Raw genomic sequence first — 25,085 nt, forward strand, 5'->3', positions numbered from 1 at the left:
AGGTCGTGCCGGAGGAGAAGGCAGGGCCGCGCCGCCGGAGAGCCGCCGTCGTGGTGGCCGCCGTGGTCGTGGTCGCCGCCGCGCTCGTGGTCGGCGTGCAGTTCGCGCCGAAGCAGCAGGAGACCACGAACGCGGCCGCGACCGGCACGCCGACGCCGTCCGTCGCGAAAACGACCACGCACCCGCAGACGTCGGCGCCGCCGAAGGTGCCGGAAGCGAGCGAGTTCGACGCCTGGGCGTCCAAGACCAGCCAGTGGCTCGACGTCCCGTTGCGCGCGATGGTGGGCTACGCGAAGGCGACGACGAAAATCGGCAAGGACATCCCCGGCTGCCACCTCTCGTGGGTGACGCTCGCCGCGGTCGGGAAGGTGACCTCCGACCACGGCCGGGCCCGCGGCGGGCAGATCGGCACCACCGGTGTGCTCGACAAGCCGCTCGGCACGATCGAGGTCCGCGACTTCTACAACAAGGTCGTCTCGACGCCGAACGCCGCCGGGCCGATGCAGCTCTCCCCCGCGCTCTGGGCGAAGTACCAGGCGAGCTACGCGGGCGGGAAGCCCGACGTCCAGAACATCGACGACGCCGCGCTGACCACCGGCCGCGCGCTGTGCGACGGCGGGACCGACCTGTCCCAGGGCCAGCCGTGGTGGGACGCGGTCGCGAAGCTGCAGTCGGCGCCGCTGTTCCTGCACCGGACGCTGGCCACGGTCAACGTCTACGGCACGGTCGGCCAGGGCTCGGCGGCGCCGAACCCGGCGGTGCTGAGCGCGGTGAACTTCGCCATCGACAAGATCGGCCTCCCCTACATCTGGGGCGGCAACGGCACCGGCGGCAACGACCCGGGCTTCGACTGCTCCGGCCTGACGACGGCGGCGTATGCGAGCGCCGGCGTCAAGCTGATGCGCACGGCCGACACGCAGTTCCGGAGCGTGCCGCACGTGACCGATCCGCAGCTGGGCGACCTGATCTTCTACGGCGAGCCGGCGACGAAGATCCACCACGTCGGCCTCTACATCGGCAACCAGCAGATGATCGACGCGCCGCAGACCGGCCAGGCCGTGCAGGTCCACTCCTACCGCAAGGACGGCGACGACTACGCCGGAGCGGGCCGGCCGACCGCCTGAAAATTTCTCCGGCGGCGATGTCGAGAACGCGTGACCGGCTGCGTCCCCGGTGCGAACGCGGCCAAGATGGGCCGCACCCGCACCGAGGAGAACGACGATGGCCAAGTACCTGCTGCTGAAGCACTACCGAGGCGCCCCGGCTTCGGTCAACGACGTGCCGATGGACCAGTGGACGCCGGAGGAGATCTCGGCCCACGTGAAGTACATGGAGGACTTCGGGAAGCGGCTGGAGGAGACCGGCGAGTTCGTCGAGCACCGGGCGCTCGCCCCGCAGGGCAGCTGGGTCCGCTTCGACGGCGAAGGCCGCCCGCCGGTCACCGACGGCCCGTTCGCCGAGACCAAGGACCTCATCGCCGGCTGGACGATCATCGACGTCGACAGCTACGAGCGTGCCCTGGAGCTGGCCGCGGAGCTGTCGGCCGCGCCGGGCAAGAACGGCGAGCCGGTCGGGGAATGGCTCGAGCTGCGGCCGTTCTGGGGCCCGACGACCACCATCACGGAGTGACCCGCCATGGACCAGAGCGCCATCGACGAAGTCCTGAACCGCCCGCTCAGCCGGGAGCTGCTGGCCCGCGACCTGACCCGGCTGGCCTACACCGCCCTCGACGGCACCCCGCGTTCGATCCCGATCGGGTTCACCTGGAACGGCTCGCGGATCGTGCTGTGCACGTCGACGAACGCGCCGAAGCTGCCGGCGCTGCGCCGCAACCCGGCGGTCGCCCTGACGATCGACACCGAGGTGCACCCGCCGAAGATCCTGTTGATCCGCGGCACGGCCGAGCTGGACGTCGTCGACGGCATCCCGGACGAGTACCTGCAGTTCAACGGCACCTACCAGATGACGCCGGAGCAGCGCGTCGAGTGGGAGGCGGGCGTGCGGTCGCTCTACGACGGCATGGTCCGCATCGTGATCACGCCGACCTGGGCGAAGTTGATCGACTTCGAGACGACCCTGCCGTCGGCCGTCGAAGAGCTCATCCGCCGGCGCGACGAGCGCCAGTCCGTCTGAAGGGGGGAACCATGGGGAACTTTCCGCGGCTCGAACACATCGGCGTCGTCGTAGCGCGCCAGCTGGCCGAAAAGGTCGGGTGAACGTGGACGAAGTCCTGCTTCGCACCCTGACGCCGCACGTGCTCGGCATCCTCGTCCGGCGCGGCGCCGACTTCGCGTCGGCCGAGGACGCCGTGCAGGACGCGCTGGTGGAGGCCCTGCGCGTCTGGCCCGCCGACCCGCCGCGCGACCCGAAGGGCTGGCTGGTCACCGTGGCGTGGCGGAAGTTCCTGGACGCGGCCCGGTCGGACAGCGCCCGCCGGCGGCGCGAGGACGTCGCCGACGTCGAGCCGGCGCCGGGGCCGGTGTCCACAGTGGACGACACGCTGCAGCTGTACTTCCTGTGCGCGCACCCGTCGCTGACGCCGTCTTCGGCGGTCGCGCTGACGCTGCGCGCGGTCGGCGGGCTGACCACCCGCCAGATCGCGCAGGCGTACCTGGTCCCCGAAGCGACCATGGCGCAGCGGATCAGCCGCGCGAAGCGGACGGTCGGGAAGGTGCGGTTCGACCAGCCCGGCGACGTCGCGACCGTGCTGCGAGTGCTCTACCTGGTGTTCAACGAGGGGTACTCCGGCGACGTCGACCTGGCCGCCGAGGCCATCCGGCTGACCCGGCAGCTCGCGGCGGCGATCGACCACCCCGAGGTCGCCGGGCTGCTCGCCCTCATGCTGCTGCACCACGCGCGGCGGGCGAGCCGGATCGCGGCGGACGGCAGCCTGGTGCCGCTCGCCGAGCAGGACCGCGGGCGCTGGGACACCGCGGCGATCGCGGAGGGCGTCGAAATCCTCCAGGCGGCGCTCGCCCGGGACCGGCTGGGCGAGTTCCAGGCCCAGGCGGCCATCGCGGCCCTGCACGCGGACGCGCCCACGGCCGGCGAGACGGACTGGGTGCAGATCGTCGAGTGGTACGACGAGCTCGCGAAGCTGACCGACAGCCCGGTCGTCCGGCTGAACCGCGCGGTGGCGGTGGGCGAGGCGGACGGACCCCGAGCGGGGCTCGCGGCCCTCGCGGAGGTGGACGCCACGCTGCCCCGGCACACGGCGGTGGCGGCGTATCTGCACGAGCGCGACGGCGATTTGGCGACCGCGGCCCGGCTGTACTCCGAGGCGGCCGGGAAGGCGCCGAACCTCGCCGAGCGGGACCACCTGACCCGGCAGGCCGCGCGGCTCAACACCCGCCTGCGCGGCTGACCGCTCCGGCCCGGCCGAACACCACCCGGCAAGCCGCACCTCCACGCCCACCCCGCGGCCGACACACCGCTCCGGCCCGGCCGAACACCAGGCAAGCCACACTCCTCCACATCCGCCCTCAACCCAGGTGGTCGTTTTCCCCGCTCACCCAGGCGATGTACCGCTCGGCCGAGCGGCGGACCGCGCCCTTGGCGTCGTCAAGGATCTTTCCGCCCAGCAGGCCGTAGAGGCGGTCGAACTCGTACGGCTCCAGCCGGTCCACGATCCGGCGCACCAGGGTCGCCGACAGCGGGATCCGGTTGGGGTAGCTGCGCATGAACGTCACCCAGCCGGCCGCCGCCACCGGGACCATCGTGTCGCCCACCAGCAGGGTGCCGCCGGTCTCGTTGGCGATGTGGGCCACCGCGGCGCCGGGGAAGTGCCCGCCCGCCTCGACCAGCGTCACGCCCGGCAGGACCCGCTCGGTGCCGGACCACTCGCGGAGCACCGGGTCCTCGCGCCGCACCCACCGCCGGTCCGCCGCGTGCACCAGCACGGGCACTCCGCCGAGCCGGTGGCTCCAGCTGACCTGGGAGCCGTACATGTGCGGGTGGCTCGCCACGATCACCGCGGCACCGCCCAGCTCCTCGATCCAAGTGGCGAGGGCCGCGTCGAGGTGGTTCGGCGGGTCCCACAGCAGGTTGCCGCCGGCCGTCCGCACCAGGTGCGTCCACTGGCCGATGCCGAACGACGGCTCCCGGTTGAACCGGTGCAGCCCCGGTTCCAGTTCCTCGTGCACGACTTCGTGAGCGCCGGCCGAGAGGTCGTCCAGGGTCGTCCACACCTGGCCCGAGGCAGGCACCCACTGCCGGTCGTCGGCGCAGATGGCGCAGTCGCCGGCCGGGGGTCGTTCGGTGTCGGGGTGCTCGACCCCGCAGGTTCCGCAGATCCAGATCGTCACGACGCCAGTGTCGAAGCTCCAGGAAGGTCGAGGTCAAGGAACGGCTCCAGCAGCGGCAGCAGGACGTCCGGCCGGTCGAGCGGGATGATGTGGCCGCAGTCCTCGACGAGGTGGGTCACGAGGTCGTCGGCGACGGGCCGCAGCTGGCGGGCGAGGGCGTCGCCCACCGGATGGGCGCCGATCGCCATCGTGGGCACCGTGAGCCGTCCCGCCGCGACGGCGTCCGCGATCTGCCCGGCGCTGACCGGCATCGCGCGGTAGTGGGCGAACGCGGCACGCAGGGCGTCGCGCCCGGTGTACGCGGCGACGAAGTGGTCACGGAGTTCGCGCGGCACTCCCCGACCCCGCGTCCCCGCGTTGAGGAACCAGTCGACGTACTCGGCTTCGTGTCCGCTTAGGACGGTCTCGGCGAGTCCCGGGACGGCGTGGAACCCGAACCACCACGGCGGCCCTCCCGCGAGGAAGGCCTCCGCGCCGGGCAGGCGGCCCAGCAGCGACTCCATCAGGACGAGCCGGCGGACGCGTGCGGGACGTCGCATGGCCAGCAGGAACGCGGGCGGCGCCCCGGCGTCGATGCCGACGACGGCCGCGGCGGGCTCGCCGAGCGCGTCGAGGAGCGCTTCGGCGTCGGCGGCCAGGGTGCCCGCGTCGTAGCCGCCGGGCGGACGCTCCGACTCGCCGAGCCCGCGCAGGTCCGGCGTGATGACGCGGTGGCGCCGCGCCAGCCGTGGGACGACTTCGGACCACAGCCGCCGGGTGTGCGGGAAGCCGTGCAGCAGCAGGACGGCCGGCCCTTCCCCGGTGACCGTGACGCCGACTTCGATGCCGTTGACCCGCAGCATGCTTCTCCTCGTGCAGTTACCATTGGTTACCAGCAAACCGTAGGTAACTCGATGGCGTCGGCCAAGACGGCACTTCCCCGACAGGTGGTGAGCTCCAGGTGACCCCCTCCCCGCGCGGCGACCTGTTCGACCCGGCCTGCCCGACGCGCCGGCTGCTCGACCGGATCGGCACGAAGTGGACGTCGATGGCGGTCAAGGTGCTGGCCGAGGCGGACCCGCGCGAGGTGCGGTTCGCCGAGCTGCAGCGGCGGATGCCGGGGGTCTCGCAGAAGATGCTGTCGGTGACCTTGCGTTCGCTGACCGGCGACGGCCTGGTCGCCCGCCGCGTCGAGCCGACGGTGCCGCCGAAGGTCCACTACCGGCTCACGGACCTGGGCCGGTCGCTGGAGGTTCCCCTGGCGGCGCTGCGGAACTGGGCGGAGGAGAACATGGCGGCGATCGACCGGGCCAACGCGGCCGCGGCGGACTGAGTCCTCAGGCCGGCCCGGCGAGGCCGATCAGATTGCCCTCCGGGTCGGTGAAGTGGGCGACGACCAGGTCGCGCCCCGGCGCGCGGTCCGGGCCCATCCGGCGGGTGCCGACGAGGCGTTCGGCTTCGGCCAGCGCGGCCGCGACGTCCGGGACGCCCACGTAGAACACCACGTGGCTGTCGTACCCGGCGCCGCCGCCGACGCCGCCCGGGATGCCGTCCGTCTCCACGAAGCCGTAGTTGCCCGCTTCCGACACCCGGGCCGACACCGGCCCCGACGTGTCGTACTCCCACCCGAACAGCTCGCCGTAGTACTCGCGCAGCCGGGCCGGGTCGGTGCCGATGATCTCGAAGTGCACGACCGGATTTCCCATGGCCGCCACCGTACGCCGCTTTAGTTGTTAAAAACAACCTTCAAGTTGTAGATTAGGACCATGCCGACGAGCCGCAGCTACGGAGACGCCTGCACCATCGCCCGCGCGCTGGACGTCGTCGGGGAACGCTGGGCGCTGCTCGTCGTGCGCGAGCTGTTGCTGGGACCGCAACGCTTTTCCGACGTCCGCCGCGCGCTGCCGGGCGCCAGCTCGAACCTGGTCACCGACCGGCTCCGCGAACTGGAAGGCCACGGCGTCGTCGCGCGCCGGAAGCTGCCGCCCCCGGCGGCCTCGACGGTCTACGAGCTGACCGGATGGGGCCGTGAGCTGGAGCCGATCGTGCTGTCGCTGGGCGCGTGGGGCTCCCGGCTCTCCCGGCCCCCGTCGGCGCACCTGGGCACGACGTCCGTGCTGCTGTTCCTGCGCGGCTTCGCCCGCCCGCGCTCGACCGCGTGCCACCGCATCGAGCTGGACAGTCGCGTGTGGACGGTCCGCACCGAACCGGGCAGGCTGACGGTCGAGCCGGGCGAGCCCGCCGCCCCGGACGCGACCATCCGGACCGACCCGCCGACGTTGAACGCCCTGCTCGAAGTCCCGTCCGACCTGGACGCGGCGGTCGCCGACGGCCGGGTGACGATCGACGGCGACCGCAAAGCCGTCCGGCGGCTCCTGCGCGAGACGCTCAGCGCGTGAACGCGGCCGCGTGATCGGCGGCCCACTCGGCGAAGGTCCGCGCCGGCCTGCCGGTGACGTCCCGGACCGTCGCCGTCGTCGCCTGCGGCCGGCCCACCAGCGCGGCCAGCCGCCGGATCCGGGCTTCGACCACCTCGGCCGACCCGACGCTGCCGAGCCCGCGTGCCGCGAACGCCGCGGTCAGCTCCCGGCGGTAGTCGTCGAGGTCCTGGACCTCGACGCGGACCGGCCGTCCGGTCACCCGGCCGAGCACCGCCACCTGCTGCCGCACGGTGAGCGACTCGGGTCCGGTCACCGAGTACGTCGCGCCGAGGTGGCCCGACGACGTCAGCGCACAGACGGCGACCGCGGCGATGTCGGCTTCGTGGATCAACGCCGAATGCGACTCCGGGAACGGGTCGCGCACGACGCCGGTGCGGACGGAGTCCGCCCACAGCAGCCGGTTGGCCGCGAACCCGCCGGGCCGCAGGCACGTCCACGGCAGCCCCGAATCCCGCACGGCCTGCTCGGCTTCGCCGTGGGCGCGGGTGATGGCGTCCGCCGACGTCGGATCCGCGCCCAGCGCGGACAGCAGCACGACCTGCTCGAGGCCGCTCGCCCGGGAGAGGAACCCGTCCAGGCCGGCCGTGCCCGCGTAGAGGAACGCCTTCGTGACGCCGGCCAGCGCCGCGTCCCACCCCGCCGGCCGGGCGAGGTCGGCCGCGACCACCTCGACCTCGGCTTGCAGCCGGGCCCGGCCCGGGTCGCGGCCGGCGGCGCGAACGTCGTGTCCGCTGTCGAGCAGTTGTCCCACCAGCGCGCGGGCGACGTTCCCGCGGGCGCCGGTCACCAGAATCGTCATGGCGCCAGGCTCGTCCCGGGCGGCCGGATCGGGGTAGGCACTGGCGGTACCACCCCGGCGCGGGGTGATGATGGCACCGTGGACAGGGTGGAACTGAGCGGGTTCCTGCGCAGCCGCCGGGCCCGGCTGCAACCGGCCGACGTCGGCCTGGTGCCCGGTGGGCGGCGGCAGACGCCGGGGTTGCGGCGCACGGAGATCGCGCTGCTGGCCGGGATTTCCGTCGACTACTACGTGCGGCTCGAACAGGGCCGCGGCCCCCGGCCGTCCGAGCAGGTCCTCGCCGCGCTCGGGCGCGCGCTGCGGCTGACCGGCGACGAGCACGCGTACCTGCTGCGGCTGGCGCGGCCGGCTCCCGCGGCCGCGCCGCGGCCGGTGCCCGGGAACGTCCTGCGGCTGCTCGACCGCCTCGGCGACGTGCCGGCGATGGTGATCGACGCGGCTTACGACATGGTGGCGTGGAACCGGATGCTGGTCGCGCTGATCGGCGACCCGGCCACGTGGCCGCCGCGGCGGCGCAACCGGCTGCGCCGGCTGTTCGACACCGGCGACGCGGTCACCGGCAACCGCCTCGAACTGGCCCGGCGGTGCGTCGCGGACCTGCGGGCGAGCGGGCGCTACCCGGCCGATCCCGCCGTGCGCGCGCTCGTCGACGACCTCCTCGCCGAGAGCCCGGAGTTCTCCTCGCTGTGGTCGGAGCGGGAAGTCGTCGTGCAGCGGACGCTGACCAAGCGGACCGTGCACCCGGTCGCCGGCCCGCTGGAGCTCGACTGCGAGATCCTCGCCGTCCCCGGTCACGAGCACCGGCTCCTCGTCTACACGGCGGCGCCCGGCACGCCGTCCGCCGAAGGGCTGAAACGGCTGCTCAGCGCGTGAGCGCCGCGTCGCGCACCCGCAGCGACGGCGCCAGGAACAGGATCCCGAACGTCACGACGACCGCCGACGACAACGCCCAGTGCAGCCCGATCCGGGTCGCCAGCGCGCCCACCAGCACCGGCTCCACCAGGAACCCCAGGTATCCGCACGCGGCGACCGCAGCCACCGCGCGGCCCGGCGCGTCCGCCTGCTTGCGGCTCGCCACGCTCCACGCGATCGGCACGATCCCGGCCACGCCGAGCCCGACCACCGCGAAGCCGGCGATCCCCGCCACCGGCCACGGCGCCGCGAGGACCACGGCGAACCCCAGCACCGCGACCGCGGTCGCCACGCGGACGAACCGCACCGCGCCCACGCGGCCCACGATCCGGTCGGCGACCAGGCGGACCGCGATCATCGTCCCGGAGAACGCGAAGTAGCCCAGGGAGGCGAGCGCGGGCGTCGCGCCGGTGACGTCGGCCAGGTACACCGCGCTCCAGCTGTTGACCGCGCCTTCGGCGACGAACCCGCAGAACGCGATCACGCCCAGCGGCACCAGCGCCCGGCTCGGCCACGCGAACGCCGCGTCGCCCTGGCCGCGGTCGGCTCCGGTCAGGAAGAGCGCGCGACCCCACAGCGCGAGGGCGAGCAGCGCCGCGCCGGCCACCGGGAAGTGCACCGAGACCGGGACGTGCAGGGCCTCCATCAGCGCGTCGGCGCCGGAGCCGGCGAGGCCGCCGATGTTCCAGAACGCGTGGAAGCCGGCGAAGATCGGCCGGCCGTAGCTCTCCTCGACGCGGGCCGCGTGCGCGTTCATCGCGACGTCGAGCAGGCTGTTGCCGACGCCGAGCACGACCAGCGCGGCCACGAACACCGGCGCGGACCCCGCGAACGCCACCAGCGGCAGCCCGCCGCACAGCACGGCCGCGCCGAGCACGACCGCCGCCCGGCTGCCGATCCGGGTGAGCAGCGCACCCGCGCCCAGCAGCGCGACCACCGAGCCGAAGGCGAGGCCGAACAGGCCCGTGGCCAGCTGTCCCGTGGTCAACCCCAGCTGTTCCTGCACCGCCGGCACCCGCGCCAGCCAGGTGGCGAACGCCGCCCCGCACACGGCGAAGACGACCGAAACTCCCAGGCGCGCGCGTTGCAGTTCCCCAGTCACGTCCCGCGATTATCCTGATCTCCGCGAAAATCGGCGAACCATGTAGAGACCGCGGGCCGGGCTCCGTCCTTTCCCGTGAACGCGCCGCCGGGGCGCGGGAAGGAGCCGATCATGGCGAAGTACATGCTGTTGATGAGCTACACCGCCGGTGCCGGGTGCGACCTGCCGATGGGCGAGTGGCCGCCGGAGGACATCCGCGCGCACATCGACTTCCAGCACGCGCTCGACGCCGAGCTGCGCGACAAGGGCGAGCTCGTCGACGCCCAGGGCCTGGCCGGGCCCGACCTGGCGAAGACGGTCGTCGCGGATGGCCGGACCAGTCCCGTGGTCACCGACGGGCCCTACCCGGAAGGCAAGGAGCTGCTGGCCGGCTACTGGATCGTCGACGTCGAGAGCGAGGAACGCGCGCTGGAGATCGCCGCGAAGGCGTCGGCCGCGCCCGGGCCGGGCGGGGTGCCGATCCAGCAGCCGATCGAGGTCCGCCAGGTGATGAGCGCGCCCGCCTGATGGCCGCCGACGTGGTCGAGGACCTGCTGCGGACGCTCGCGCCGCAGGTCCTCGGCGTCGTCGCGCGGCGCTTCCGCGACTTCGACGCGGCGGAAGACGCCGTGCAGGAGGCGCTGCTCGCGGCGGCGCGGCACTGGCCGTCCGACGGGTTGCCGGACAACCCGCGCGGGTGGCTGATCCAGGCGGCCGTGAACCGGCTGACCGACCAGCTCCGCAGCGACCAGGCCCGGCGCCGCCGGGAGGACGCGGCCGCGCTGGAACCCCCGCCGGCCGAGGTCCCGGATCGCGACGACACCCTCGTCCTGCTGTTCCTGTGCTGCCACCCGGCGCTGACGCCGGCGTCGGCGATCGCCCTGACGCTGCGCGCGGTCGGCGGCCTGACCACGGCCGAGATCGCCGGGGCGTTCCTGGTCCCGGAAGCGACGATGGCCCAGCGGATCAGCCGGGCGAAGGCGCGGATCAAGGCGTCGGCCGTCCCGTTCCGGCTGCCCGCCGCCGACGAACGCGACGCGCGGCTGCGGTCCGTGCTGCACGTGCTCTACCTGGTGTTCAACGAGGGCTACACGAGCAGCGCGGGCGGCCGGCTGCACCGGACCGAGCTGTCCGGCGAGGCGATCCGGCTGACGCGGCTGCTGCACGCGGTGCTGCCGGACGACGGCGAGGTCACCGGGCTGCTGGCCCTGATGCTGCTCACGGACGCGCGGCGCCCGGCGCGGACCGGGCCGTCCGGCGAGCTGGTGCCGCTGGCCGAGCAGGACCGGACGAAGTGGGACCGCGGGCAGATCCGGGAAGGCGTCGCGCTGGTCACCGAGGCGCTGGCGCTCGGCGACGCGGGCGAGTACCGGCTGCAGGCCGCGATCGCCGCCGCGCACGACATCGCGCCGCGCGTCGAGGACACCGACTGGGACCGGATCCTGCGGACCTACCGGCTGCTGGAGCGGCTGACGGACAACCCGGTGGTCAAGCTCAACCGCGCGATCGCGACGGCGATGGTGCACGGCCCCGCGGCCGGGCTCGAGCTGCTGGAGACGCTGGAGCTGACCGGGCACCGGCTCGACGCGGTCCGCGCGCACCTGCTGGAGCTGGCCGGCGACGTCGGCGCCGCCGTCCGGCACTACGACGCCGCGGCGGCGCGGACGACCAACACGCCGGAACAGCGGTACCTGCTGACGCGGGCCGCGCGGCTGCGGGAGAAGTCGCGGTCCTGACGTCTCGCGTACACGTAAGGTTCCTGTCATGAGTCAGCCCTCGACCGGCGACCGGCCCGGCTACCTGATCAAGCGTGCCCAGCAGGCGTTCAACCAAGCGTGCACCGACCGCCTGCGCCCCCTGGAACTGTCGATGTCGCAGTACGCGGTGCTGCGCGCACTCATCGAACACCCCGGCGCGTCGTCGGCCGAGCTCGCGCGGATCACGTTCGTCACGCGGCAGTCGCTGCGGGACGTCCTGAGCGGACTGCGGTCGGCGGGACTGGTGACCGTCGCGAAGCAGGCGAGCACCGGGAGGGCGAAGCCGGTGGCACTGACCGCGTCCGGCCGCACCAAGCTGCACGCCGCCGACGAGCTGGTCTCGCGGGTCGAGGAGGACATGCTCGGCGATCTGCCGGGTGACCAGCGGCGCCACTTGGCGGACCTGCTGCACACCTGCGTCGCCAACCTGACTTGACGAGCGCCGTATAGTCGGTTCCGAGTAATAGGGAGCGACTAGTGCCACCACGCAAGATCCGCAACACCCTCGCGCTGGCCCTGCTGGGCCTGCTGCTGGAACGCCCGATGCACCCGTACGAGATGGCGTCGACGCTGCGTGAGCGCTACAAGGACAGCAGCTTCAAGATCAACCCGGGTTCGCTCTACGACACCGTGGAGTCGCTGGCGAAGCACCGCTGGATCGAGCCCGTCGAGACGGTGCGGGAGGGCAACCGGCCGGAACGGACCGTCTACGCCCACACCGAGCTCGGCCGCCAGGAGTTCATCGCCTGGCTGGACGAACTGGTCCGCGAACCGGTCGCCGAGTACCCGAAGTTCGTCGCGGCGGTGAGTTACCTCGGCGCCCTCGGCCCGGAGCGCGCGGCCGACGCGCTCGAAGAACGCGCCCGCCACCTCGCCGAGCGCATCGACGGCGCGAACACGGCCCTCGACGAAACCGTCGGCAAGGGCGCGCCGCGGCTGTTCATGATCGAGGTCGAGTTCGTCCGGCACGCGTGGCAGGCGGAGCTCGACTGGGCCCGCGCCACCGCCGCGGAAATCCGCTCCGGCTCGCTGCCGTGGCCCGACCACTTCTGAGGGGAAACCGAATGCTCGAGACCGACGTCCTCGTCGCCGGGGCCGGGCCCGCCGGCCTGCTGCTCGCCGCGGAGCTCGCGCTGGCGGGCGTCCGCACCACCATCGTCGAACGCCTTCCTGCGCGGCCGCCGTACTGCCGTGGCTTCAACCTCAACTCGCGGTCGCTGGACCTGCTGGCGCGCCGTGGGCTGGCCGAGGGCCTGGTCGCCGAAGGACACCGGGTACCGCACGCGCCGGTCACCGGCCTGCCCGGGCCGCTGCTGCTCGCGGGCGCGGCCACCGACCACCCGTTCTCGCTGGGGATCCCACAGACCCGCGTCGAGGAGGTGCTGGAGGGGTGGGCCGCCGACCTCGGCGTCGAAATCCTGCGGGGGCACGAGCTGCGGTCGTTCACGCAGTCGCCGGAAAGCGTTTCCAGCGTCGTCCACAATGGACGCTTCGGCCGGACGATCACCGCCCGCTACCTGGTGGGGTGCGACGGCGGGCGCAGCACGGTCCGCAAGCAGGCCGGGATCGACTTCCCCGGCGTCGACGCGCGCTGGTACGCGCTGCTCGGCGACGTGGAATGCGAGCTGCCGTACGGGGTTTCGGCCGGCCCGGACGGCCGCACGCTGTTCGTCATCCCGCGGCCGGGGTACGTGCGGATCGTGGTCCGCGAGGACGACCCGCCGGCCGACAAGTACTCCCCCGTAACGCTCGAACGGCTGCAGGCGCAGGTGGACGCGGTGCTGGGCCGGCACGTCGAGCTGCGGTCGCCGCGCTGGCTGACCCGTTTCGGCGACGCGGCGCGCTTGGCGTCGAGGTACCGCGAAGGCCGGGTGCTGCTGGCGGGCGACGCGGCGCACATCCACCCGCCGGCCGGGGCGATCGGGGTGAACGTGGCCATCGACGACGCGTTCAACCTCGGCTGGAAGCTGGCGGCGACGGTGCTGGGGACAGCGCCTCCGGAACTGCTGGACACCTACCACGACGAGCGGCACGCCGCGGGGTCGCGGATCCTGGCGAACACGCGGGCCCAGGTGGCGCTGGAGGAGTGCGCGTCGGAACCGTGGGCCGACTTGCTGCGGCGGGTCGCCACGCACCCGGCGGGGAACCGGGCACTGGCGGAGATCATCACCGGGCTGGACGCGTGCTACGAGCCGGGCGGGCACCCGTGGCTGGGGCGGTTGGCGCCGGACGTGCCACTGGTGGTCGACGGCCGCGAGACGCATTTGGCCGCGCTGCTGCATCCGGGACGGTTCGTGCTGGTGGACTTGATCGGGACTTTCGGGGCCTGGTCGGCCGCGGTGGAGGTGGTTGCCGCGGCAGCGCCGTCCATTTCGGACATCGGGGCGGTGCTGCTGCGGCCGGACGGTCATGTGGCTTGGGTGACTTCCGGTTCGGACGAGGAGGGGTTGGCCGAGGCGGTGCACCGCTGGATCGGGGACGTCCCGGTTCCGGCGCCGGCCTGATCCGGCATACCCTTGCGGCTGGGGGTGGCGGATGCGGGGACGCTATTGGCTGCTGGTGGTGTACGTCCTGGTGGCGGGCGGGCTGTGGCTCGCCACCGGCTACCGGCCGTGGCTGCTCTGGGCGTTCCCGATCGCCCTCTTCCTCACGACAGTGCTGATGCTGTCGGGCTACAGCAGCGAATTCACGGTCCGCCGGCGGTGGCGCGAAATGCGGCAGCTGGCCGACCGGATCGGCGCCCGTGACGGCGAACTGGTGCGGGAAAGCCGGCGGCGCTGGGCGGTCATCGGCCACCAGGCCGCGATGAACTTCCAGACGATCCGCCCGGGTACCGAAGCCGAAGTCCGCCGGGCGCTCGTGGGAAAGGCGACCGCGGCCGGGTACGCGCGGGCCCACCACGGTTACTACATCACCGCGAACGGCAAAGTGCTGCTCGGGATCTCGGTCGAGCCGAAGGTGTCCTACCCGGTGGTCGTCCCCGAGGGGCACGTCTACGTCGAAATCACGATGCTCGAATCAATGGGCTGAGGCCGGGTCGGGCAGCGGGCGGTCCAGGACCGCGCGCTGCTCGACCCGCCCGTCCAGGGTGAACTTGCTGTGCGGCACGAATCCCAGCTTCTCCACCACCCGCGCCGAAGCCTTGTTCGCCGGTTCGTACACCGCCAGCAGCCGGTCCGCGAAACCCGACGAGAACACGTGGTCGCGCACCGCCGCCGTCGCTTCCGTCGCGTATCCCCGGCCCCAGCCCGACGGTGCGATCCACCAGCCCATCTCCACCGCCGGCGCTCCCAGGCCCGACTCCGTGGCGCTGCGGCTCACCAGCGACACCACCCCGTCGAACGAACCCGGCGACGCCGATACCGCGAACCAGCCGAAGCCGTGCGTCGCCCAGTGCGCCAGTGTCGCCCGGTGCTTGGCGAGCGTGTACTCGTGGGTCCACGGCTGCCCTGTGCCCACGTACCGGACCGTCTCCGGGAGCTGGGCCAGCGCGTACAAGCCGTCGAAGTACTCCTCGGCCCACTCGTGCAGCGTGAGCCGTTCCGTCGTGATCAGCACCGGCGACAGTCTAGGCGTGCGCGGTCTTCCCGCCGTCGATCACCAGCTGCGCCCCGGTCATGTACGGGAAGTCGGCCGAGGCCAGCGCCAGTGCGAACACCGCGATCTCGTCCGCCGTGGCCATCCGCTTCAGCCCCGGCACGTTCGTCTTCGCCCAGTTCGCCGCCATCGCGTCCCACACCGCGTCCGGCAGGTTCATCGCGCCGCCCGCGCGGCGCACCAGCTCCGTGTTCGTCGTGCCCGGGACCAGCGCGTTGACGCGGATGCCGTGCTCCGCGTAGTCGAGCGCCGCGGTCTGGACCAGCCCGACCAGGCCGCGCTTGGACGCCGTGTACGCGCCGCGGCCGGCGTCGGTGGCCAGCGCGTTGGACGACGCCGTGACCACCACCGTGCCGCCGCCCGCCGCCAGCAGGTGCGGGACCTCGTACTTCAGCGCGAGGAAGTTCCCGCGCAGGTTCGTGCCGACGACGTCGTCCCACTCCGCCGCGGTGTACTCGTGCAGCGGCTTCTGGACCGTGACGCCCGCGTTGTTGAAGCACACGTGGAGCCCGCCGTACCGGGAAGCGACCGTGTCGACAAAGCGCTTCACGTCGTCCTCCGACCGGACGTCGGCGCGCACGTACGTCGCTTCGCCGCCCGCGTCCCGGATCTGGCGCTCGACCTCGGCGCCGAGGTTCTCGCGACGGCCGCAGAAGCCGACCTTTCCGCCTTCGGCCGCGAACCGCACCGCGGCCGCTCGGCCGATCCCCGACGTCGCGCCGGTGACCAGCACGGTCTTCCCGGCGAACCGCCGCGCCGCCGACGGCCCGAGCTGCGGTGTCGGCGCGCCGCCCTGCACGAACGCGACCCCACCGGCGACGCCGGCGACCGCGCCCACCCCGGCGGCGATCCCGCCGGTGGCCAGCAGGCGACGGCGGCTGTAGCTGCGGGGTTCTTCGTCGTTCTCGCTCATGCCCTCAGCGTGGCGGCGTGCGGCCGCGCGGCCATCTGTCGAACCGACTGGTGTTCACCGCCGGTCACCGGGGTAGCCCGTTCGGCCGCTGGTCCACACCAAGGTTAATGGTCTATACCAATCAGGTCAGGAAATCCCGCCGCCGCGCTCGTCGTCGTGGAGGTTCCACCATGCGTCTCCGTTCCCTGCTGGCCGGGCTGGCCGGCCTCGCGCTCGTGAGCACCGGGCTCGGCGCCCCCGCCGAGGCCGCCGCCGGGTCGCCGATCCCCGTCGGGCCCTACGTCGACATGGGCGCGTGGCCCACGCCCAGCCTGTCCGGGATGTCCGCCGCGAGCGGCGTCAAGGGCTTCACTCTCGCGTTCGTCAACTCCTACGGCTGCAAGGCCAGCTGGTTCGGCGCGTACGACCCGCGCACGGCCTGGCAAAAGGACGAAATCACCAAGATCCGCAACGGCGGCGGCGACGTCAAGATCTCCTTCGGCGGCGCGTCCGGCATCGAGCTGGCCCAGGCGTGCAGCACGTCGGCGCAGGTCGCGGCCGAGTACGACGCCGTCGTCAAGGCGTACGGCCTGAAGTACGCCGACTTCGACATCGAGGGCGCGGCGATCGCCGACCCGACGACGATCGCCCGCCGGTCGCAGGCGCTCAAGACGCTGCAGAACAACAACCCGGGCCTGAAGATCTCGCTGACGCTGCCGGTGCTGCCGAGCGGCCTGACCGCGGACGGGCTCAACGTCGTCAAGTCGGCCAAGGACGCCGGGGTGAACCTGGACCTGGTGAACATCATGGCGATGGACTACTACCAGGGCGCGGGTGACCAGGGCGCGAAGGCGATTTCCGCGGCCAAGGCGACGCAGGCGCAGCTGAAGTCGCTGTACGGGCTGAGCGACGCGGCGGCGTGGAAGAAGGTCGGCGTGACCCCGATGATCGGCGTCAACGACTCGCAGAACGAGATCTTCTACCAGAAGGACGCGAAGGCGCTGGTGGCGTTCGCGAAGACGGTCCACCTGGGCATGCTGTCGTTCTGGGAGGCGGGCCGCGACGCGAACGCGTGCACCGGCGCGCTGTACAAGTGCACCAACGTGCCGCAGTCGCCGTACGAGTTCGCGAAGATCTTCGCCGGGTACACCGGCTGAGTCACCAGTGGGCGGCGTCCGCGAGCAGTGCGTCCCGTACTGCCGCGGGCCCCGCCCGGCAGGGCTCCGCGCGGGTCACCACGAACAGCGTGTTGATCGGTGGCTCCTCCGGTTCGAGCAACGCGACCAGCGACCCCGATTCCAGCTCGGCCGCGCACAGGTACCTCGGCAGCACGCTCACGCCGAACCCGGCCAGCACGCTCGCCAGCACACCTCGCAGGTCCGGGACGACGACCGCGGGGCCGGACGGTGGCCGCACCCCCAGCACCGACCGCCAGTAGCGGCGGATGATCGGCAGGTCCTCCGCGTACGCCACCAGCGGCGCCGTCCGGGGGTCGCCCGTGAAGCCGCGGGGGCCGACCAGGACGAACTCCTCGTCCGTCAGCGGGGTCGCCGTCAGACCGCGGCCGCGGGGGCGGATCGTCGAGACGACCAGGTCGAACCGGCGCTGCGCGAGGCCCGCCAGCAGGTCCTCGGCCAAGCCGAACGTCACCCGCAACCGCAGGCCCGCCGAAACCAGGCCCGACAGCGCCGGCAGCACTCGCAAAGTGGTCAGCTCGGTGGGCCCGGCCAGGTGCACCGGCGTCGCGAACGGGTCGGCCTCGCCGACGGTCAACGACGTCAGCGCGTCCACGTGCGGGGCGATGCGGGCCGCCAGCTCGTCGGCCGCCGACGTCGGGGTCACGCCCCGCGCGCGGCGGACGAACAGCTGCTGCCCCAGCTCTTCTTCCAGGGCTCTGACCTGCGCGGTCACCGTCGGCTGGGACAGGCCCAGCGACGGTGCCGCGCCGGTCAGCGATCCTGCCCGGTGGACGGCCAGGAACGTGCGCAGCAGATCGAGGTCCAGCTCAGTCCTCGATCAGCTCGATCGAATCCACGACGTTCGGGTAGAACGCGACGTGGTCCTTGATGGGCGCGACCGGGTCGTACGGCTTCTCGTACGTCCAGACCGCGTTCTCGCCCTTCACCTCACCCGCGTTGAGCGAGTAGTAGCTGGCCTCGCCCTTGTACGGGCAGTACGTCTCGTGGTCGGTCCGCTCCAGCACCGCCGCGTCGACGTCGGCCAGCGGGATGTACTGGACCGCCGGGTACGTGGACTCCTGCAGGGTGAACGCGTTGCGGCTGTCCGCGATGACGCGCCCGCCCGCCTTGACCACCACGCGTGCCTTGGTCGGCTCGACGGTGATCGGGTGGTCCGGGCCCGGGACCAGCACCTTCTTCTCCGGCATGTCGGCTCCTCGAGAGAATCGTGTACCAGGAGCAGCACCCCGGGCCCGGTCGTTATTCCGGCTCAGGGCAGGTAGTACATCGGGTTCGGCAGCTTGATCGGGCGCAGCGCGTAGCCGCCCTCGAGGTCGCTGAACTGGTCGCCGACGTTCAGCACGATCTTCGCGCCGGTCGCTTCGATGTGCGCCCGCGTGCCCGACTTGTACTGGACGGTGTTGCAGGTCAACCCGCACGGCAGGTAGTCGGGCGCGGTGGTCTTCGGCTTGAAGAACGCGCCCGCCGGCGCCGGGTAGCCCTCGTTGGCCAGGTTCTTGAGCGACTGCGGCCCCTGGAACTCGTTGCGGCCGGTGAGGAAGTACAGCTTGACGCCGTGCTGGACGGCCCAGTTGGCCAGTTCCAGCACCGGCTTGTTGGCGACGAACGTGCCGTTGTCGATCGCCTGCTGCTGCTTGACCGGGTCGAAGCCGAAGTCGTTGTCGGCCTCCCAGCCGAAGGTGATCTCGGAGGTGTCGTCGACGTCCAGCACGATCGCCGGGTTCTCGACCTTGCCCAGCTGCTGCTGCAGGTAGCGCTTGGCGTCGGAGACGACGCGGTTGCTGTCCTTCGCGAACTGGCTGGTCTCGGAGTAGTGGTGCTTGCCCGCGGCGTCGAGGTAGTCGCCGTAGTAGGCCTTGACGTCGTTCTTGACCTGGCCGATGTTGGCCGGCTCCTTCGAGCGGGCGGCGGTCGCGTCGTCCGAGCCGGCGAGCGCGGTCGCCCCCGAGGCGACGGTGGCGCCGATGGCCGCGGCGGCGGCGAGCTTGACGAGACTTGACCATTTTCCGGACACGGCGAACCCTCCAGTGGAACTTGACGATCCGGGGAACCTACGTCACGTTCACCCGTAGTTCCACCCCTCGAAAGTTTCCGTTCACCTTTCGGCGCGGCAGAGGAACGCCACGGGCGAGCGGCCGATCCGCGTCAGCACCACTGAGGCTTCCGCGCCACCACGGGGTTTCAGCCGCCGCCGCAGCGCGTCCGGGTCGACGTCCAGGCCCCGCACCAGGATTTCCAGCCGCCCGACGTCGTGTCGCTTGAGGACGGCCTTCAGCGCCTTCTCGGTGTACGGCCCGTGTTCCAGGACGCGGAAGGCGCGCACGCCCGGCGGCGGAGTGTCACCGGTCAGGTACGCGATGCGTTCGTCCAGCTGCCACAGCCCGTGCCGAGCCGCGTAGTGGCGGACCAGTCCGGCCCGGACGACGGCGCCGTCGGGATCGACGATCCACTCCCCCGGCTCGCGGGCGGGCAGTTCGTCCGGTTCGGCGTCGGTGACCGTCCACTGTGTCCCGTCCGAACGCAGCACGGTCGCCCGGCGGGTGACGCCTTCACCGAAGCCGCGCCAGAGGCAGGATTCACGCACCTGGCCGTCCAGGGACACCAGCTCGACCTCGTCCGCCCACGGCGTCAGCGCGAAGTCCAGGCCCGGCGCGCACTTCACGGACAGCGCGCGGCCTGGGTAGGCCTCGACCAAGGCGTCCAGGGGCGGGGCGAAGTCGGCGGGCTTCCACGCCCGGCGACCGGCGGAGTCACGCCGCGCCGGATCCGCGACGACGACGCCCGAGCGGCTCACCGGGCGCAGCGCGTCGGCTCGGACGAGCCCGAACGCGACACCCGCGGCGGTTCCGTTGTGCCGCGCCATTTCCAGCCGCACCGGGTCCAGATCGGACCCGAGCGCGTGTCGCGCCAGCCTGGCGATCTCGACCAGGTCGGCACCGACCGAGCACGTGACGTCGTGGACGTCGAGACCGGCCAAGCGCGCGGCGCGATGCCGCGCGACCGGCGTGGCGCTGGCCTGCTGCAGCGCGTCCGAAGTGAACAGCCAGCCAGCCGAATCCACTTTGGACCCGGCTTTCCGGCGCAGCAGCACGGTTTCCAGCACCGCGGCCGCATGCTCCTCGCCGACGAGACGGCGAACAGCGGCGACCGAAGCGATGTGGTCGGTCAGCGGCAGGGCCGAAACCTCGGCGACCGCCGCCGCACCCGCGTCAGACCGCAGGTAGGCGACGTCGCCGAGGCTGAACGAATAACCCAACTCAGGACGGCCGCTTGGTCCCGGTGATCATCACGTTGTAGAACAGCTCGCGCGGCAGGATCTTGGACAGCACCTTCTTGTCCACCGCGGACAGCCGCAGCCACAGGCGGTAGGCGAACATGCGCCAGCGCACGGTCAGCTTCTCCTGCGGCACGGCCGCCTCGAACGTCCGGATCGGCCAGCCGGCCAGGGCCGCGGCGAACTCCTCGGTGACCGCGCGGACGTCCTGCGCACCCGCGCCGCGGGCCCACGACTCCAGCTCCGAGGGGTCGAAGGTGTGGATGTCGACCACGGCCTCCAAAGCGGCCGCGCGCGACGACTCGTCCAGTTCGGACTGCGGACGGCGCCAGCCGCTCAGCGCGGGCAGCTTCGTCACGCGGGTCGTCAGGAACCAGGTGAGCTGGCCGAGCTTGCGCGCGTAGAAGTCGCCGACCTTGGTCGGCTCGCCCGCGAAGACGAACCGGCCGCCCGGCTTGAGCACGCGCAGGACCTCGCGGAACGCCGCCTGGACGTCCGGGATGTGGTGCAGCACCGCGTGCCCGACGACCAGGTCGAACGTGTTGTCGTCGTACGGGATGCGCTCCGCGTCGGCGACCCGGCCGTCGACGTCGAGGCCGAGCTTCTCGGCGTTGCGCAGCGCGACCTGGACCATGCCGGGCGAGAGGTCGGTGACCGACCCCTTCTTGGCGACGCCGCCCTGCATCAGGTTCAGCAGGAAGAAGCCGGTGCCGCTGCCCAGTTCCATCGCGTGCTGGTAGGGCTGGCCGTCCTCGCCCGCGACGGCGTTGAACACGTCGGTGGCGTAGGAGATGCAGCGCTCGTCGTACGAGATCGACCACTTCTCGTCGTAGGTGCCGGCTTCCCAGTCGTGGTACAGCACGTTCGCCAGCTTGGGGTCGGCGTAGGCCGCCTGGACCTCTTCGGCGGTGGCGTGCGGGTTCGGGGCCGGGTCGTTCACGTCGGTCAAGGCGTCATTTCCCTTCGAAAGTGGCCTTGCCGGGCCCGTTTTCGATGAACGACTTCATGCCGTTCTGCTGGTCTTGGGTCGCCCAGAGGGCGGCGAACAGGTGCGACTCGAGCCTGAGCGCGTTCGGGAGGTCCATGTCGAGGCCGCCGTCGATGGCCGCCTTCGCCGCGCGCAGCGCCACGGCGGGGCCGTTCGCGAACTGCGAGGCCCACTTGTGGGCCGCCGCGTAGACGTCGTCCGGGGCGACGACCTGGTCGACGATCCCCAGCTGCAGCGCCTCTTCGGCCTTGACGAACCGTCCGGTGTAGACGATGTCCTTGGTCTTGCTCGGCCCGATCAGCCGGGCCAGCCGCTGGGTGCCGCCCGCGCCGGGGATGACGCCGAGCTGGATCTCGGGCTGGCCAACCTTGACGTTGTCGCCGGCGACCCGCCAGTCCGCGGTCAGCGCCAGCTCGAGGCCGCCGCCGAGGGCGTACCCGGTGATGGCCGCGACGACCGGCTTCGGGATGTTCGCGATGGCCGCGAGGGTGCCGGTGAGGTTCGCGCCGAACTTGGCGATCTCCGGGTACGTGCGGGTGGCCATCTCCTTGATGTCCGCGCCGCCCGCGAAGGTCTTCTCGCCGCCGTAGAGGATCACGGCGCGGACGTCGTCGCGCTCGGTGGCTTCCTTCGCCAGCTCGGCCAGTTCGGCGGTGACCTGGGCGTTCAGGGCGTTGACCGGCGGCCGGTCGAGCCGGATCGTGCCGACGCCGTCCTTGACCTCGAGGGCTACGAACTCTCCCACGTCACTCCTCCTCGTTGAACAGGTGCCAGCAGGCTACCCGCCGGTAAGCCACACCTTAGCGACGGCGGGCGAAGAAGCGATCCCCGGAGCGCTCCAGCACGAGGTCCTGGTCGAATGTCTTCGAGAGGTTTTCGCTGGTGATGACGTCGTCGACGAGCCCGGACACGACCGCGTGGCCGTCCCGCAGGAGCAGCGCGTGGGTGAACCCCGGCGGGATCTCCTCGACGTGGTGGGTGACCAGGACCAGGGCCGGCGCGTCCGGGTCCATCGCCAGGTCGGACAGCCGCGCGACCAGGTCCTCGCGGCCGCCGAGGTCCAGACCCGCGGCGGGCTCGTCGAGCAGCAGCATCTCGGGGTCGGTCATCAGCGACCGGGCGATCAGGGCGCGCTTGCGCTCGCCCTCGGACAGGGTGCCGAAGGTGCGCTCGGCCAGGTGCCCGATGCCCATCGCTTCGAGCAGCTCGGTCGCGCGCGCGGTGTCGAGGGTGTCGTATTCCTCACGCCAGCGGCCGAGCACCGCGTAGCCGGCGCTGACCACGACGTCCTTGACGAGCTCGTCGCCCGGGACGCGCTGGGCGATCGCCGCCGAGGTGAAGCCGATGCGGGGACGCAGGTCGAAGATGTTGACCCGGCCGATCCGCTCGCCGAGCAGGTCGACCTCGCCGGTGGTCGGGTGCAGCTCGGCCGCGGCGAGGCGCAGCAGGGTGGTCTTGCCCGCGCCGTTCGGGCCGAGCACCACCCAGCGCTCGTCCAGCTCGACGGTCCAGTCGAGGCCGGCGAGGAGGTCGTTGGTCCCGCGGCGGACGCCGACACCGGCCATCCGGACCACGAGGTCGTCAAGTTCGCTGGGCTGGATCGGCTCGCTCACGAGGCCCATTCTGTCTGCCGTCGCGCGCGCGTGCGCACCCGCCCGGGTGAGAGGGCGAACCGGCAGGTCGGAGCGTGTCCACGAAGTGGAACGCCGCACCCGATGAGTGCCGGGTGCCGCGCGGTTGTGGCAGGATCGCCGCATGTCCGCCGACGCGCCCGTGACCCCGGTGACCCGGGGCTCGTTCTGGCGCCGTCGCGCGATCGACCTGCTCCTCGTCGCTTCGGCCGGGTGTACGCGGGCGCGGCTTCGCTGATCTTCCCCGCGGTGCCGCGCTGCCTCGCGTCCTGATCACCTTCGCGTCCGAGGAGCACCCGCGTTGACCACCTCCATCGTCCGTCCCGCCGTCGAGATCCACCCGCAGCTGACCGACCCGCTGCTGCCCCAGCTGCTGCACCCGTCGCGGCTGCTCTGGACGCCGCGCGAGCTGGCGGACCTGACGTCCACCGTCACCACCGAGCTGACTTCGAGCATCAAGGACATCCTGCGCTTCGACGAGGACCGCCGCTGGTGGGCCCGGCTGGCCCTGACCGACGGCGTCGAGCTGTGGCTGCTGTCGTGGCTGCCCGGCCAGCACACCAAGCCGCACGACCACGGCGGCGCGTCCGGCTCGTTCACCGTCCTGCAGGGCGAGCTCGGCGAGGAGTACCGCTACCCCGGCGGCCCGATCCGGCGGCGCACGCACGTCGCCGGCGAAGGCATCGGCTTCGGCGCCGGCCGCGCCCACCAGGTGACCGGCATCGGCGACGCGCCCGCGGCGAGCGTCCACGCGTACTCGCCGCCGCTGGTCCCGACGCGCGAATACGCGACGCTCGCCGACGTCCCCGCCGAAATCCCGCCGCTGCCGGTTATCGTCGGCGGATGAGCGCCATCGACACGCTGCTGGCCACCGCGCGGTCCGGGTTGGACCGCGTCGCTCCGGAGCGCGCCCGCGAGCTGCAGGAGGCGGGCGCGCTGCTCGTCGACATCCGGCCGCTGGCGAACCGGGAAGCCGAGGGCGAGATCCCGGGCGCGGTGGTCGTCGAGCGGATCCACCTGGAGTGGCGGCTGGCGCCGGACAGCGAGTGGCGCCTGCCGGGGGTGACCGAGGACTCGACGGTCGTCGTGCTGTGCAACGAGGGTTACTCGTCGAGCCTGGCGGCCGCCGACCTGCAACGGCTGGGGCTGCCGCACGCGACCGACCTCGAAGGCGGCTTCCGCGCGTGGGCCGCCGCCGGCCTGCCCGTGCAGACCGGCGGCAGCCCGGCGGTGCCTTAGGCCAGCGCGGGCGCGACCTGCGCGGCGAACAGGTCGATGCCGGAGCGGTCGTACGCGGCTTCCGGGAAGTTGAAGATCGCGTAGGACATGCCCAGCTCACCCAGCGCGGCGAGCTTTTCGGTGACCTGCTCGGGCGTGCCGGTGGTGGGGCTGTTCACGAAGACGCCGTGCCACCGCTCGGCGGCGTCCGCCGGCGCATACTTGTCGAGGTGGGACTTCAGCCAGGCCAGCTTGTCCTGGACGTCCTTCTCCGTCTCCCCGATGACCACGTTGTGGTTGACCGAGCGGACGATCGCGTCGAAGTCGGTACCGACGTCCTTGCAGTGCTGCGCGAGGATCTCCGACTTGCGGGTGAACGTCTCGGGGTCGCCGGCGAAGTTCGTGTACTTCGCGTACTTCGCGGCGATCTTGAGCGTCTTCTTCTCGCCGCCACCGGCGATCCACAGCGGGATGCCGCCTTCCTGCGGCGGCAGCGGACGCAGGATGGCGCCGTCGGTCTGGTAGTGCTTGCCGTCCAGTGTGGACTTCCCGGTCGTCCAGAGGTCGCGCATGATCTGCACGCCCTCGTCGAGCTGCCCGAGCCGCTCACCGGCACCCGGGAAGCCGTAGCCGTAGGCCCGCCACTCGTGCTCGTACCAGCCGGCGCCGATGCCCATCTCGACGCGCCCGCCGGAGATCGTATCGGCGGTGGCGGCGACCTTCGCGAGGTAGGCCGGGTTGCGGTACCCCATGCAGGTGCACATCTGCCCGAGCCGCACGGTCTCCGTCGCGGCGGCGAACGCCGACATCAGCGACCAGGCCTCGTGCGTGGCCTCCTCGGTCGGCACGGGCACGGTGTGGAAGTGGTCGTAGACCCAGATCGATTCGAAGGGCCCGGCCTCCGCGTGCTTCGCGAGGCCGAGCATGGTCTTCCAGTGGTCCGCGGGGTCGATGCCGGCGAGGTCGAGCCGCCAGCCCTGCGGGACGAAGATTCCGAAGCGCATACCGACAAC

The 25,085-nt window shown here is 72.3% G+C and carries 31 protein-coding genes; 16 read left to right on the forward strand and 15 right to left on the reverse strand.

Annotated elements, in window-relative coordinates; all coding sequences use genetic code 11:
- The first annotated feature begins 5 nt into the window (after positions 1–5).
- The 4 genes from AB0J40_RS26760 to AB0J40_RS26775 all read left to right on the forward strand — a co-directional run bounded on the left by AB0J40_RS26760 (position 6) and on the right by AB0J40_RS26775 (position 3,364).
- Complete coding sequence (locus AB0J40_RS26760) at positions 6–1,124, forward strand: C40 family peptidase (protein WP_364457812.1); 1,119 nt, start codon at positions 6–8, stop codon at positions 1,122–1,124.
- Positions 1,125–1,221: 97 nt separating this feature from the next.
- Complete coding sequence (locus AB0J40_RS26765; RefSeq protein ID WP_364457601.1) at positions 1,222–1,629, forward strand: YciI family protein; 408 nt, start codon at positions 1,222–1,224, stop codon at positions 1,627–1,629.
- A 6-nt stretch (positions 1,630–1,635) separates the two neighbouring features.
- Complete coding sequence (locus AB0J40_RS26770) at positions 1,636–2,133, forward strand: pyridoxamine 5'-phosphate oxidase family protein (protein ID WP_364457603.1); 498 nt, start codon at positions 1,636–1,638, stop codon at positions 2,131–2,133.
- A gap of 85 nt (positions 2,134–2,218) precedes the next feature.
- Positions 2,219–3,364 carry a DUF6596 domain-containing protein gene (locus AB0J40_RS26775; protein WP_364457605.1) on the forward strand — a complete coding sequence of 382 codons (1,146 nt, stop codon included), beginning with the start codon at positions 2,219–2,221 and terminating at the stop codon, positions 3,362–3,364.
- A 118-nt stretch (positions 3,365–3,482) separates the two neighbouring features.
- On the opposite strand, the gene AB0J40_RS26780 is transcribed toward AB0J40_RS26775, so the two are convergent.
- Positions 3,483–4,304 (reverse strand): hydrolase, encoded by an 822-nt coding sequence (locus AB0J40_RS26780; RefSeq protein WP_364457607.1) that lies wholly within the window; start codon positions 4,302–4,304, stop codon positions 3,483–3,485.
- Positions 4,301–5,146: an alpha/beta fold hydrolase gene (locus AB0J40_RS26785; protein ID WP_364457609.1), complete on the reverse strand. Its 846-nt coding sequence runs from the start codon at positions 5,144–5,146 to the stop codon at positions 4,301–4,303. The genes AB0J40_RS26780 and AB0J40_RS26785 overlap by 4 nt, the downstream gene beginning before the upstream one ends.
- Before the next feature lie 98 nt (positions 5,147–5,244).
- Here AB0J40_RS26785 and AB0J40_RS26790 point away from each other — a divergent pair, with 98 nt between their 5' ends.
- Positions 5,245–5,616 carry a helix-turn-helix domain-containing protein gene (locus AB0J40_RS26790; protein WP_364457611.1) on the forward strand — a complete coding sequence of 124 codons (372 nt, stop codon included), beginning with the start codon at positions 5,245–5,247 and terminating at the stop codon, positions 5,614–5,616.
- A 4-nt stretch (positions 5,617–5,620) separates the two neighbouring features.
- Here AB0J40_RS26790 and AB0J40_RS26795 read toward each other — a convergent pair whose 3' ends face one another.
- Positions 5,621–5,989 carry a VOC family protein gene (locus tag AB0J40_RS26795; RefSeq protein WP_364457613.1) on the reverse strand — a complete coding sequence of 123 codons (369 nt, stop codon included), beginning with the start codon at positions 5,987–5,989 and terminating at the stop codon, positions 5,621–5,623.
- Positions 5,990–6,049: 60 nt separating this feature from the next.
- Between AB0J40_RS26795 and AB0J40_RS26800 the strand changes: the two genes are divergently transcribed.
- Positions 6,050–6,682: a winged helix-turn-helix transcriptional regulator gene (locus AB0J40_RS26800; RefSeq protein ID WP_364457615.1), complete on the forward strand. Its 633-nt coding sequence runs from the start codon at positions 6,050–6,052 to the stop codon at positions 6,680–6,682.
- Here the strand turns inward: AB0J40_RS26800 and AB0J40_RS26805 are convergent.
- Positions 6,672–7,523: an NAD(P)H-binding protein gene (locus AB0J40_RS26805; protein WP_364457617.1), complete on the reverse strand. Its 852-nt coding sequence runs from the start codon at positions 7,521–7,523 to the stop codon at positions 6,672–6,674. The genes AB0J40_RS26800 and AB0J40_RS26805 overlap by 11 nt on opposite strands.
- 78 nt (positions 7,524–7,601) lie before the next feature.
- On the opposite strand from AB0J40_RS26805, the gene AB0J40_RS26810 reads away from it, so the two are divergent.
- Entirely contained in the window at positions 7,602–8,396 is a 795-nt protein-coding gene (locus tag AB0J40_RS26810; protein WP_364457619.1) for a helix-turn-helix transcriptional regulator, read from the forward strand.
- Here AB0J40_RS26810 and AB0J40_RS26815 read toward each other — a convergent pair.
- On the reverse strand, positions 8,386–9,537 hold the full coding sequence (locus tag AB0J40_RS26815) for an MFS transporter (protein WP_364457621.1): 1,152 nt from the start codon (positions 9,535–9,537) through the stop codon (positions 8,386–8,388). The genes AB0J40_RS26810 and AB0J40_RS26815 overlap by 11 nt on opposite strands.
- Before the next feature lie 111 nt (positions 9,538–9,648).
- Between AB0J40_RS26815 and AB0J40_RS26820 the strand changes: the two genes are divergently transcribed.
- Genes AB0J40_RS26820 through AB0J40_RS26845 form a run of 6 tightly spaced genes read left to right on the forward strand, consistent with a single transcriptional unit; the run spans position 9,649 to position 14,303 of the window.
- A complete protein-coding gene (locus tag AB0J40_RS26820; RefSeq protein WP_364457623.1) occupies positions 9,649–10,044 on the forward strand; it encodes a YciI family protein in 396 nt (131 codons plus the stop codon).
- Positions 10,044–11,252, forward strand: coding sequence for a sigma-70 family RNA polymerase sigma factor (locus tag AB0J40_RS26825; protein WP_364457624.1), 1,209 nt, complete (start codon positions 10,044–10,046; stop codon positions 11,250–11,252). Before AB0J40_RS26820 ends, AB0J40_RS26825 begins: the two co-directional genes overlap by 1 nt.
- A gap of 28 nt (positions 11,253–11,280) precedes the next feature.
- Positions 11,281–11,709 (forward strand): MarR family transcriptional regulator, encoded by a 429-nt coding sequence (locus tag AB0J40_RS26830; RefSeq protein WP_364457626.1) that lies wholly within the window; start codon positions 11,281–11,283, stop codon positions 11,707–11,709.
- A 41-nt stretch (positions 11,710–11,750) separates the two neighbouring features.
- Entirely contained in the window at positions 11,751–12,326 is a 576-nt protein-coding gene (locus tag AB0J40_RS26835) for a PadR family transcriptional regulator (RefSeq protein WP_364457628.1), read from the forward strand.
- 11 nt (positions 12,327–12,337) lie between these two features.
- Positions 12,338–13,777, forward strand: a complete 1,440-nt coding sequence (locus AB0J40_RS26840) for an FAD-dependent monooxygenase (RefSeq protein ID WP_364457630.1) — start codon at positions 12,338–12,340, stop codon at positions 13,775–13,777.
- A gap of 31 nt (positions 13,778–13,808) precedes the next feature.
- Positions 13,809–14,303, forward strand: coding sequence for a hypothetical protein (locus AB0J40_RS26845; RefSeq protein ID WP_364457632.1), 495 nt, complete (start codon positions 13,809–13,811; stop codon positions 14,301–14,303).
- Here the strand turns inward: AB0J40_RS26845 and AB0J40_RS26850 are convergent.
- Positions 14,292–14,831, reverse strand: a complete 540-nt coding sequence (locus tag AB0J40_RS26850) for a GNAT family N-acetyltransferase (protein WP_364457634.1) — start codon at positions 14,829–14,831, stop codon at positions 14,292–14,294. The two genes, AB0J40_RS26845 and AB0J40_RS26850, sit on opposite strands and share 12 nt — an antisense overlap.
- Before the next feature lie 10 nt (positions 14,832–14,841).
- Positions 14,842–15,783 (reverse strand): SDR family NAD(P)-dependent oxidoreductase, encoded by a 942-nt coding sequence (locus AB0J40_RS26855; RefSeq protein ID WP_364457636.1) that lies wholly within the window; start codon positions 15,781–15,783, stop codon positions 14,842–14,844.
- 170 nt (positions 15,784–15,953) lie between these two features.
- On the opposite strand from AB0J40_RS26855, the gene AB0J40_RS26860 reads away from it, so the two are divergent.
- Positions 15,954–16,919: a chitinase gene (locus AB0J40_RS26860; RefSeq protein ID WP_364457638.1), complete on the forward strand. Its 966-nt coding sequence runs from the start codon at positions 15,954–15,956 to the stop codon at positions 16,917–16,919.
- A 1-nt stretch (position 16,920) separates the two neighbouring features.
- Here the strand turns inward: AB0J40_RS26860 and AB0J40_RS26865 are convergent, their stop codons facing one another.
- The 7 genes from AB0J40_RS26865 to AB0J40_RS26895 all read right to left on the reverse strand — a co-directional run bounded on the left by AB0J40_RS26865 (position 16,921) and on the right by AB0J40_RS26895 (position 22,845).
- A complete protein-coding gene (locus AB0J40_RS26865) occupies positions 16,921–17,766 on the reverse strand; it encodes a LysR family transcriptional regulator (protein ID WP_364457814.1) in 846 nt (281 codons plus the stop codon).
- A 1-nt stretch (position 17,767) separates the two neighbouring features.
- Entirely contained in the window at positions 17,768–18,148 is a 381-nt protein-coding gene (locus AB0J40_RS26870) for a DUF427 domain-containing protein (RefSeq protein ID WP_364457640.1), read from the reverse strand.
- 62 nt (positions 18,149–18,210) lie between these two features.
- Positions 18,211–18,975: an HAD family acid phosphatase gene (locus AB0J40_RS26875; RefSeq protein ID WP_364457642.1), complete on the reverse strand. Its 765-nt coding sequence runs from the start codon at positions 18,973–18,975 to the stop codon at positions 18,211–18,213.
- An 81-nt stretch (positions 18,976–19,056) separates the two neighbouring features.
- Positions 19,057–20,217, reverse strand: coding sequence for a class I SAM-dependent methyltransferase (locus tag AB0J40_RS26880; RefSeq protein ID WP_364457644.1), 1,161 nt, complete (start codon positions 20,215–20,217; stop codon positions 19,057–19,059).
- A gap of 1 nt (position 20,218) precedes the next feature.
- Positions 20,219–21,184: a class I SAM-dependent methyltransferase gene (locus AB0J40_RS26885; protein ID WP_364457645.1), complete on the reverse strand. Its 966-nt coding sequence runs from the start codon at positions 21,182–21,184 to the stop codon at positions 20,219–20,221.
- Positions 21,185–21,188: 4 nt separating this feature from the next.
- A complete protein-coding gene (locus AB0J40_RS26890) occupies positions 21,189–21,968 on the reverse strand; it encodes an enoyl-CoA hydratase-related protein (protein WP_364457647.1) in 780 nt (259 codons plus the stop codon).
- Positions 21,969–22,023: 55 nt separating this feature from the next.
- Complete coding sequence (locus AB0J40_RS26895; protein ID WP_364457649.1) at positions 22,024–22,845, reverse strand: ABC transporter ATP-binding protein; 822 nt, start codon at positions 22,843–22,845, stop codon at positions 22,024–22,026.
- A gap of 310 nt (positions 22,846–23,155) precedes the next feature.
- On the opposite strand from AB0J40_RS26895, the gene AB0J40_RS26900 reads away from it, so the two are divergent.
- Both AB0J40_RS26900 and AB0J40_RS26905 read left to right on the forward strand, forming a co-directional pair.
- Positions 23,156–23,701, forward strand: a complete 546-nt coding sequence (locus tag AB0J40_RS26900) for a cysteine dioxygenase family protein (RefSeq protein ID WP_364457651.1) — start codon at positions 23,156–23,158, stop codon at positions 23,699–23,701.
- Positions 23,698–24,093 (forward strand): rhodanese-like domain-containing protein, encoded by a 396-nt coding sequence (locus tag AB0J40_RS26905; protein ID WP_364457653.1) that lies wholly within the window; start codon positions 23,698–23,700, stop codon positions 24,091–24,093. The genes AB0J40_RS26900 and AB0J40_RS26905 overlap by 4 nt, the downstream gene beginning before the upstream one ends.
- On the opposite strand, the gene AB0J40_RS26910 is transcribed toward AB0J40_RS26905, so the two are convergent.
- A complete protein-coding gene (locus tag AB0J40_RS26910) occupies positions 24,090–25,076 on the reverse strand; it encodes an LLM class F420-dependent oxidoreductase (RefSeq protein ID WP_364457655.1) in 987 nt (328 codons plus the stop codon). The genes AB0J40_RS26905 and AB0J40_RS26910 overlap by 4 nt on opposite strands.
- Positions 25,077–25,085: the final 9 nt, after the last annotated feature.

It is taken from the genome of Amycolatopsis sp. NPDC049691, from assembly GCF_040675005.1.
In the GTDB taxonomy this organism is placed as follows: domain Bacteria; phylum Actinomycetota; class Actinomycetes; order Mycobacteriales; family Pseudonocardiaceae; genus Amycolatopsis.